Origin of the sequence: Kitasatospora sp. NPDC059571 (assembly GCF_042735675.1) — a bacterium.
GTDB lineage: Bacteria > Actinomycetota > Actinomycetes > Streptomycetales > Streptomycetaceae > Kitasatospora.
The window spans coordinates 1-8,511 of record NZ_JBHWBW010000348.1 but is presented as its reverse complement, the minus strand read 5'-3'; the positions used below and the strand labels follow the sequence as shown (position 1 = coordinate 8,511).

Annotated in this window: 8 protein-coding genes; 7 read left to right on the top strand and 1 reads right to left on the bottom strand. The window is 73.0% G+C overall.

Translation table 11 applies throughout. The features are described 5' to 3' along the window. From dacB to folE, 6 genes are all read left to right on the top strand, one after another. Positions 1-1,206: D-alanyl-D-alanine carboxypeptidase/D-alanyl-D-alanine-endopeptidase (dacB, locus tag ACFV0G_RS28955; RefSeq protein ID WP_380554339.1), on the top strand; the 1,206-nt coding region annotated here is incomplete at its 5' end. A gap of 73 nt (positions 1,207-1,279) precedes the next feature. Beyond that, complete coding sequence (locus ACFV0G_RS28950; RefSeq protein ID WP_380554336.1) at positions 1,280-2,446, top strand: zinc-dependent metalloprotease; 1,167 nt, start codon at positions 1,280-1,282, stop codon at positions 2,444-2,446. Positions 2,447-2,685: 239 nt separating this feature from the next. Further along, on the top strand, positions 2,686-3,810 hold the full coding sequence (gene tilS / locus ACFV0G_RS28945; protein ID WP_380554333.1) for a tRNA lysidine(34) synthetase TilS: 1,125 nt from the start codon (positions 2,686-2,688) through the stop codon (positions 3,808-3,810). A gap of 62 nt (positions 3,811-3,872) precedes the next feature. Continuing rightward, positions 3,873-4,427, top strand: a complete 555-nt coding sequence (hpt, locus tag ACFV0G_RS28940) for a hypoxanthine phosphoribosyltransferase (RefSeq protein WP_380554330.1) — start codon at positions 3,873-3,875, stop codon at positions 4,425-4,427. A gap of 221 nt (positions 4,428-4,648) precedes the next feature. Next, complete coding sequence (ftsH, locus tag ACFV0G_RS28935; protein WP_380554326.1) at positions 4,649-6,691, top strand: ATP-dependent zinc metalloprotease FtsH; 2,043 nt, start codon at positions 4,649-4,651, stop codon at positions 6,689-6,691. Between the two features lie 113 nt (positions 6,692-6,804). Further along, entirely contained in the window at positions 6,805-7,410 is a 606-nt protein-coding gene (gene folE / locus ACFV0G_RS28930) for a GTP cyclohydrolase I FolE (protein ID WP_380554323.1), read from the top strand. A gap of 40 nt (positions 7,411-7,450) precedes the next feature. Here the strand turns inward: folE and ACFV0G_RS28925 are convergent, their stop codons facing one another. Then, on the bottom strand, positions 7,451-7,912 hold the full coding sequence (locus ACFV0G_RS28925; protein WP_380554320.1) for an alpha/beta hydrolase-fold protein: 462 nt from the start codon (positions 7,910-7,912) through the stop codon (positions 7,451-7,453). Between the two features lie 72 nt (positions 7,913-7,984). Here ACFV0G_RS28925 and ACFV0G_RS28920 point away from each other — a divergent pair, with 72 nt between their 5' ends. Continuing rightward, on the top strand, positions 7,985-8,473 hold the full coding sequence (locus ACFV0G_RS28920; protein ID WP_380554317.1) for a YajQ family cyclic di-GMP-binding protein: 489 nt from the start codon (positions 7,985-7,987) through the stop codon (positions 8,471-8,473). The last annotated feature ends 38 nt before the right edge of the window (positions 8,474-8,511 follow it).

Genomic DNA, 8,511 nt, shown 5'->3' with positions numbered 1-8,511 from the left:
GTGCGGCAGGGCCTCGGCGACACCGTCCGCGACCCGGCGCTCGGCACGCTGAACTTCGCGGTCGCGGACGCCGCCACCGGCGCCCTGCTCCAGGGCTCCGGCGAGGGTGTCCCGGCCACCCCCGCCTCCACCACCAAGCTCGCCACCGCGGTCGCCGCGCTGACCTACCTCTCGGCCACCACCCGGCTGCCCACCACCGTCGTCCGCGGCGCCCGGCCCGGCACCATCACCCTGGTCGGCGGCGGCGACCCGACCGTGACCGTGCTCCCGCCCGACCAGGTCCGGATCGGCGGCGCCCCGGTGGACCCGGACACCACCCCCGCCTCGCTGGCCGACCTCGCCGCCCAGACCGCGGCCGCCCTCAGGGCGGCGGGCACCACCACCGTCCACCTCGACTACGACACCTCGCTGTACAGCGGGCCGCTGCTCCACCCGGAGCACGACGCGATGAACATCGCCGCCGTCACCCCGCTCATGGTCGACGAGGGGCGGATCGACCCGCTCTCCCCGGACGAGGCCCCCGCCCGCGTCTACGACCCGGCAGGACAGGCCGCCGCCGCCCTCGCCGACCGGCTGCGCGCCGCCGGCATCACCGTCGACGGCACCCCGGCGCAGGCCGCCGCGACCGCCGGTGCGCCGGTGCTCGGCCGGGTGCTCTCGCCGACCCTGGCCCGGCTGATCGAGCGGATGCTCACCACCTCCGACAACTCCCTCGCCGAGGCCATCGCCCGGCAGGCGGCCCTCGCCGCGCACCGCCCGGCGAGCTTCGACGGCGCCGCCGCCGCGACCACCGACGCCCTGGCGAGGCTCGGCGTCCCGACCGCCGGGGTGAAGCTGGCCGACGGCAGCGGGCTCAGCAAGGCCGACCTGATCCCCCCGGTCACCCTCACCGAGCTGCTCGCCCGGGCCGCCTCCCCGGGCCACCCGGAACTGCGGCCGCTGCTCACCGGCCTCCCGGTGGCCGGCTTCACCGGCACCCTGGTCAACCGGTTCGGCACGCGCTCCGGCGCCGGGGCGGCGGCCGGCCTGGTGCGGGCCAAGACCGGCACCCTCTCCGGGGTCTACACGCTGGCCGGCACGGTCGTCGACGCCGACGGCCGGGTCCTGGCGTTCGCCCTGATGACCCGCACCACGGCCGACCCCGGCGCGGCCCGCGACGCGGTCGACCGGATCGTCGCACGGATCGCCGCCTGCGGCTGCCGCTGAGCCCCCGCGCCGCCGCACCCCGCGCCCGGCCGGTTCTCTCCCCCCGCCGCCCGCCAGCACGTACGGTGAGGTCATGACGAGCGCGAGCGGTGGGGCAGGCATGGTCGACTGGAACCTCGCGGTCAGCACCGCGACCCGGCTGGCCAGGCCCGGTCCTGAGGTGACGCGGGAGGAGGCCGCCCGGGTCGTCTCCGAGCTGCGCCGGCACGCGCTGGAGGCCGAGGAGCACGTCCGCGGCTACACCGAGCTGCGGCCGGCCCGGCTGGCCGACGCCGAGGCGACCCCGGTGCTGGTCGTCGACCGGCCCGGCTGGGTGCGGGCCAACGTCGCGGGCTTCCGGACGATCGTCCAGCCGCTGGTCGACCGCCTCCAGGCGCGGCGCTCGGAGACCGCCGGCGCCGCCCTGTTCGGCTCGCTGGGGGAGAAGGCCACCGGGGTCGAGGTCGGCGCGCTGCTGGCCTTCCTGTCGACCAAGGTGCTCGGGCAGTACGAGACCTTCGCCCCGGCGGCGCTGCCGGCCGCGCCGGACAGCCCGGCCGGGCTGTTCGACAAGCCGCGGCGCGGCCCGGAGCCGCCGGGCCCGGGGCGGCTGCTGCTGGTCGCGCCCAACATCGTCCAGGTCGAGCGGGAGCTGGACGTGGACCCGCACGACTTCCGGCTCTGGGTCTGCCTGCACGAGGAGACCCACCGCACCCAGTTCAGCGCGGTGCCCTGGCTGCGCGACCACATCCAGTCCGAGGTGCAGTCCTTCCTCGCGCAGACCGACGTCGACCCCGGCGCGCTGCTGGAGCGGGCCAGGGAGGCCCTCGCGGACGGTGTGCCGGGCCTCGGGGGCCGGGGTGACGGTTCGGGGCCCTCGACGCTGCTGGAGGCCGTCCAGTCGCCCGCCCAGCGCGAGGTGCTGGGCCGGCTCACCGCGGTGATGTCGTTGCTGGAGGGGCACGCCGACGTGGTCATGGACGGCGTCGGCCCGGCGGTGGTGCCGAGCGTCGCCGAGATCCGCGAGAAGTTCCAGCGGCGCCGCGACCGCGGGGCCGGCCGGCTCGACCTCGTCCTGCGGCGGCTGCTCGGGATGGACGCCAAGCTCCGGCAGTACCAGGACGGCGCGGTGTTCGTCCGCGGCGTGGTGGACCGGGTCGGCATGGCCGGCTTCAACCGGGTCTGGACCTCGCCGAACACCCTGCCCACCAAGGAGGAGGTCCACGACCCGGCCGCCTGGGTGGCCCGGGTGGCCCGCTGACCGACCGGCGCGCGCGTACGGCCGAACGGCCGTGCGCAGACCGGACGGGGGCCGGATGAACGTTTCTCCATTCACCCGTACGTGGGACCGTGGAGGCGGCGCAGGCGCGCAGGGCCTGCGAGGCCGCTGCTTTCTGCGACCATCTGTGAGCGCCCGGTGACCGAGAGCGCGCAGGGTCCCCGCCCAGCCGCCCCCGCTCCGGCCGCCCGTCCCTCCCCCTCCGCCAAGGAGTGCACCCCGTGGGCCCTCACCCTGCCGTCGCGGCGATACGCCTCGCCGTCCGCCGCACTCTCGCCGACCTCGCGGCCGAGGCCGGCGTCACCGTCGCCGCCCGCGCGCCGCAGAGCCGACGGGCCCCGGCACCCGCCCTGGTGCCGGCCGGCCCCGCCACCGCCCTCATCGGCAACGCCCGCCGCCATCCGTCCGGGCTGCCGCGCACCCCCGCCGCCCCCGGCTCCCCGCTCGTCCTGGTCGCCGTCAGCGGCGGCGCCGACTCGATGGCCCTGGCCACCGCCACCGCCTTCGAGGCCCCCAAGCTCGGCCTGCGGGTCGGCGCGGTCACCGTCGACCACGGCCTGCAGCCCGGGTCCGCCGAGCGGGCCGACCTGGTCGCTGCCCGGCTGCGCGAGCTCGGCCTGGACCCGGTCGAGGCCGTCCCGGTGCAGGTCGGCCGCGCCGGCGGACCGGAGAACGCCGCCCGGGACGCCCGCTACGCCGCCCTCGACGAGGCCGCCGACCGGCTCGGCGCGCTCGCCGTCCTGCTCGGCCACACCCGCGACGACCAGGCCGAGACCGTCCTGCTCGGCCTCGCCCGCGGCTCCGGCGCCCGCTCGCTGGCCGGCATGCCCGCGCAGAAGGGCCGCTACCGCCGCCCGCTGCTGGAGCTGGACCGGGCCGCCACCCGCCAGGCCTGTTCCGCCCAGTCCATCCCGGTCTGGGACGACCCGCACAACGCCGACCCCGCCTACACCCGCTCCCGGGTCCGCCACGAGGTGCTGCCGGTGCTGGAGAAGCACCTGGGCGGCGGCGTGGTGGAGGCGCTCGCCCGCACCGCCCGGCTGTTCCGCGACGACGCCGACGCACTCGACCAGTGGGCCGCCCTGGCCGAGCGCGACCTCCGGACGGCCGAAGGCGCCCTGGACGTCGACAAGCTCGCCGAACTGCCCCCCGCGGTCCGCCGCCGGGTGCTCCGCCGGGCCGCGCTGCGGGCCGGATGCCCGGCCGGGGACCTCTTCGCCCGGCACCTGGAGAGCGTCGACCTGCTCGTCACCGGGTGGCGGGGCCAGGGACCGCTCCACCTACCCGGGGGGGTCGAAGCGAGCCGCCGGTGTGGCACGCTGGTGTTTCGGCGACAGGGCGACTAGCGGCAACGCGTCGCAGGGCCGCCGCCGACACAGGACCCCGAACGTTTGAGGACGTATCCCCGGTGGATCAGAACGACATGGGCGCCGACCTGGCGAAGGTGCTCATCAGCAAGGACGAGATCGACGCCAAGCTGCTTGAGCTGGCCGAGCGGATCGACCGCGACTACGCCGGGCGCGACCTGCTGCTGGTCGGCGTGCTCAAGGGTGCCGTCATGGTGATGGCCGACCTCGCCCGGACGCTGCACTCCCAGGTGACCATGGACTGGATGGCCGTCTCGTCGTACGGGATGGGCACCAAGTCCTCCGGCGTGGTGCGGATCCTCAAGGACCTCGACACCGACATCGCCGGGAAGGACGTCCTGATCGTCGAGGACATCATCGACTCCGGCCTGACGCTGTCCTGGCTGCTCGGCAACCTCGGCTCCCGCGGGCCCGCCTCGCTGGAGGTCTGCACCCTGCTGCGCAAGCCCGACGCCGCCAAGGTGGAGATCGACGTCAAGTACGTCGGCTTCGACATCCCCAACGAATTCGTGGTCGGCTACGGCCTCGACTACGCCGAGAAGCTGCGCAATCTGCCGTTCATCGGCACGCTCGCGCCGCACGTCTACGGCGGCTGACGACCGTCCGGGGGACGGGCGGGAACAGCACACCGTTCCCGCCCGTTGAGCCGAGGTAGGAAAATACGTCGTGCCGTCGTGCTCCCGCCACGTGCGGGGGGCACTGCGGTACGGTCCAATGAACCGCTCTTCTCATGAGCACATACCGGATGCGCAGGCGGCCAGCGGCCGCACGGCGCCGTTGAGTGGCAGGAGGGACGGGGCGGCAACGCCCCGCATGGATGGACGTCAAGCGATACTTCCGTGCGCCGATCATGTGGATCGTGCTGGCCGTCCTCGCCGTCGTTGTGCTGATGCAGGTCGTCTCGGACTCGAGCGGCTACAAGACGGTGGACACCGGCCAGGTCGTTGCTGCAATCGACAGCAACGAGGTCAAGTCGGCGCAGATCACCACCGGTGATTCCAACCTCATCAAGATCCAGCTGAAGGACGGCCAGACGCTGCCGGCGAACAGCTCCGGCAAGGCGCCCAAGGGCGCCAAGTTCCAGGCGTCCTACGTCTCGGACACCCAGGCCGCGGCCATCGCCGACAAGCTGCAGACCTCCTTCCAGAACGGGCAGCTGCCGGACAACTACACCGTCAGCCCCGAGAAGCAGTCGACCTTCGTCAGCCTGCTGCTGTCGATGCTGCCGATCGTGATCATCGTCCTGGTCTTCCTGTTCCTGATGAACCAGATGCAGGGCGGCGGCTCCCGGGTCATGCAGTTCGGCAAGTCCAAGGCCAAGCTGCTCACCAAGGACACCCCGAAGACCACCTTCTCCGACGTCGCCGGCGCGGACGAGGCCGTCGAGGAGCTCCAGGAGATCAAGGAGTTCCTCCAGGAGCCGTCGAAGTTCCAGGCCGTCGGCGCCAAGATCCCCAAGGGCGTGCTGCTGTACGGCCCGCCCGGCACCGGCAAGACCCTGCTGGCCCGCGCGGTGGCCGGCGAGGCGGGCGTGCCGTTCTACTCCATCTCCGGCTCCGACTTCGTCGAGATGTTCGTCGGTGTCGGTGCCTCCCGGGTGCGCGACCTGTTCGAGCAGGCCAAGGCGAACGCCCCGGCGATCATCTTCGTCGACGAGATCGACGCCGTCGGCCGGCACCGCGGTGCGGGCCTCGGCGGCGGCCACGACGAGCGCGAGCAGACCCTGAACCAGCTGCTCGTCGAGATGGACGGCTTCGACGTCAAGGGCGGCGTCATCCTGATCGCCGCCACCAACCGCCCCGACATCCTGGACCCGGCGCTGCTGCGTCCGGGCCGCTTCGACCGCCAGATCGCCGTCGAGCGCCCCGACCTCCAGGGCCGTCTGGACATCCTCAAGGTGCACCAGAAGGGCAAGCCGATCGCGCCCGACGTCGACCTCTCGGCCGTCGCCAAGCGCACCCCCGGCTTCACCGGCGCCGACCTCTCCAACGTCCTGAACGAGGCGGCCCTGCTGACCGCCCGCTCGGACAAGAAGCTGATCGACAACTTCGTCCTGGACGAGGCGATCGACCGCGTGGTGGCCGGCCCCCAGAAGCGCACCCGGATCATGTCCGACAAGGAGAAGAAGATCACCGCGTACCACGAGGGCGGCCACGCCCTGGTCGCGGCGGCCTCTCCGAACGCGGACCCGGTCCACAAGATCACCATCCTGTCCCGCGGCCGCGCCCTGGGCTACACGATGGTGCTTCCGGACGAGGACAAGTACTCGACCACCCGCAACGAGATGCTCGACCAGCTGGCGTACATGCTGGGCGGCCGCGCCGCGGAGGAGCTGGTCTTCCACGACCCGACCACCGGCGCGTCCAACGACATCGAGAAGGCCACGGCCACGGCCCGCGCGATGGTCACCCAGTACGGCATGAGCGAGCGCCTCGGCGCGATCAAGTTCGGCTCCGGTGACTCCGAGCCGTTCCTCGGCCGCGAGATGGCCCACCAGCGCGACTACTCGGAGGAGGTCGCCGGGCTGGTCGACGAGGAGGTCAAGAAGCTCATCGAGAACGCGCACAACGAGGCCTGGGAGATCCTGGTCGAGAACCGCGACGTGCTCGACAACCTCGTGCTGGAGCTCCTGGAGAAGGAGACGCTGAACAAGGAGCAGATCGCCGAGGTCTTCGCCCCGATCGTCAAGCGTCCGGCCCGCCCCGCGTGGACCGGCTCCTCCCGCCGCACCCCCTCCACCCGCCCGCCGGTGCAGTCCCCGAAGGAGCTGGCGCTGACCAACGGCGTCGTCGCCTCCGAGGCCGGCCCGGTGGACGTCGTGAAGCTCCCGCCGGCCGGCGAGCGCCCGAGCGAGGGCTGACCGCCGCACGGAATGAATGCCGCGCCCCCGGGGTTTGTACCCTGGAGGCGCGGCATTCGCGCTGTTCGCGCAGGCCGCCCGATTCCCTTCCCCGACTGCCAAGCGAGGCCCGCATGATCGACCCGGTGACTCTTGAGGGTGAGCCCGTCATCGGCACGTTCGACCAGAAGCGGGCCGAGAACGCCGTCCGCGAGCTGCTGCTGGCCGTCGGCGAGGACCCGGACCGCGAGGGCCTGCTGGAGACGCCCGCCCGCGTGGCCCGCGCCTACAAGGAGATATTCGCCGGGCTCTGGCAGGAGCCCGAGGACGTGCTCACCACCACGTTCGACATCGGCCACGACGAGATGGTGCTGGTCAAGGACATCGAGGTGTTCTCGACCTGCGAGCACCACCTGGTGCCGTTCCGCGGCGTGGCCCACGTCGGCTACATCCCGTCCACCAGCGGCAAGATCACCGGGCTGTCCAAGCTCGCCCGGCTGGTCGACGTCTACGCCCGCCGGCCGCAGGTCCAGGAGCGGCTGACCAGCCAGGTCGCCGACGCCCTGATGCGGATCCTGGAGCCGCGCGGCGCGATCGTCGTCATCGAGTGCGAGCACATGTGCATGTCGATGCGCGGCATCCGCAAGCCCGGCGCCAAGACCATCACCTCGGCCGTCCGGGGCCAGCTGCGCGACCCGGCCACCCGCGCCGAGGCGATGAGCCTGATCGCCGCGAAGTAGCCGGGCGCCGGGCGCTGCCGAGCGGCGCCCGGCCCGGGCGCTACTCCCGGGGCTCGCGGTCCTGCGGCGTGGCCAGGTGGTCGCTCATCCACTCCAGTGCCGCAGGCAGCTCGCGCTGCCAGGTCTCGAAGCTGTGGCCGCCGTCCGCCAGGAAGAGCGAGTCCACGTGGAAGTCCGGGTGGTCGGCGGCGGCCGCCTGCGCCGCCGAGAGGAAGGCCTGGGTGGCGGGGTAGTTGTCCTCCGTGCGCGTGCTCACCACCAGCAGCGAGGCGGCCGGCGGCGGCAGGTTCTTCAGCCGCCAGCCCAGGTCGGTCTGCGAGGACGCCTGGCCGTCGCCGCCGAAGAGGTCGCCGTCGGTCCAGCGGTCGTTGGGCACCACGTAGTCGGCGGCCAGCCCGGCCGCGTTCGGGAAGACGTCCGGGTTGCGCATCGCCAGCCGCAGCGCGCAGCTGCCGCCGGTGGAGTAGCCGAGCACCCCCCAGGACGCCGCCGACCGGCTCACCCGGTACGGCGGCCGCCGCGCGGGGGGGCGCGGCGCTGACCGTTCAGCCAGTACCCAAGGAGACCAACACCCATGGCCGACTCCAGTTTCGACATCGTCTCGAAGGTCGAGTGGCAGGAGGTCGACAACGCGATCAACCAGACCTCCCGCGAGATCGCGACGCGCTTCGACTTCAAGAACGTCGGCGCCGAGATCAGCCGGTCGGGCAACAAGATCGAGATGAAGGCCAGCGGCGAGGAGCGGGTCAAGGCGATCCTGGACGTCCTGCAGAGCAAGTTCGTCAAGCGGGGCCTGTCCCTGAAGGCGCTGGACGCGGCCGAGCCCCAGCTGTCCGGCAAGGAGTACAAGATCTTCGCGGACGTCAAGGAGGGCATCACCACCGAGGACGCCAAGAAGGTCGCCAAGATCATCCGCGACGAGGGCCCGAAGGGCGTCAAGGCGCAGGTCCAGGGCGACGAGCTCCGGGTGACCTCGAAGAGCCGTGACGACCTGCAGGCCGTGCAGGCGCTGCTCAAGGGCAAGGACCTGGAGTTCGCGCTCCAGTTCGTGAACTACCGCTGACCGCGACTGCCCGCGGTGACGCCGTCGGGGCCCCGGAC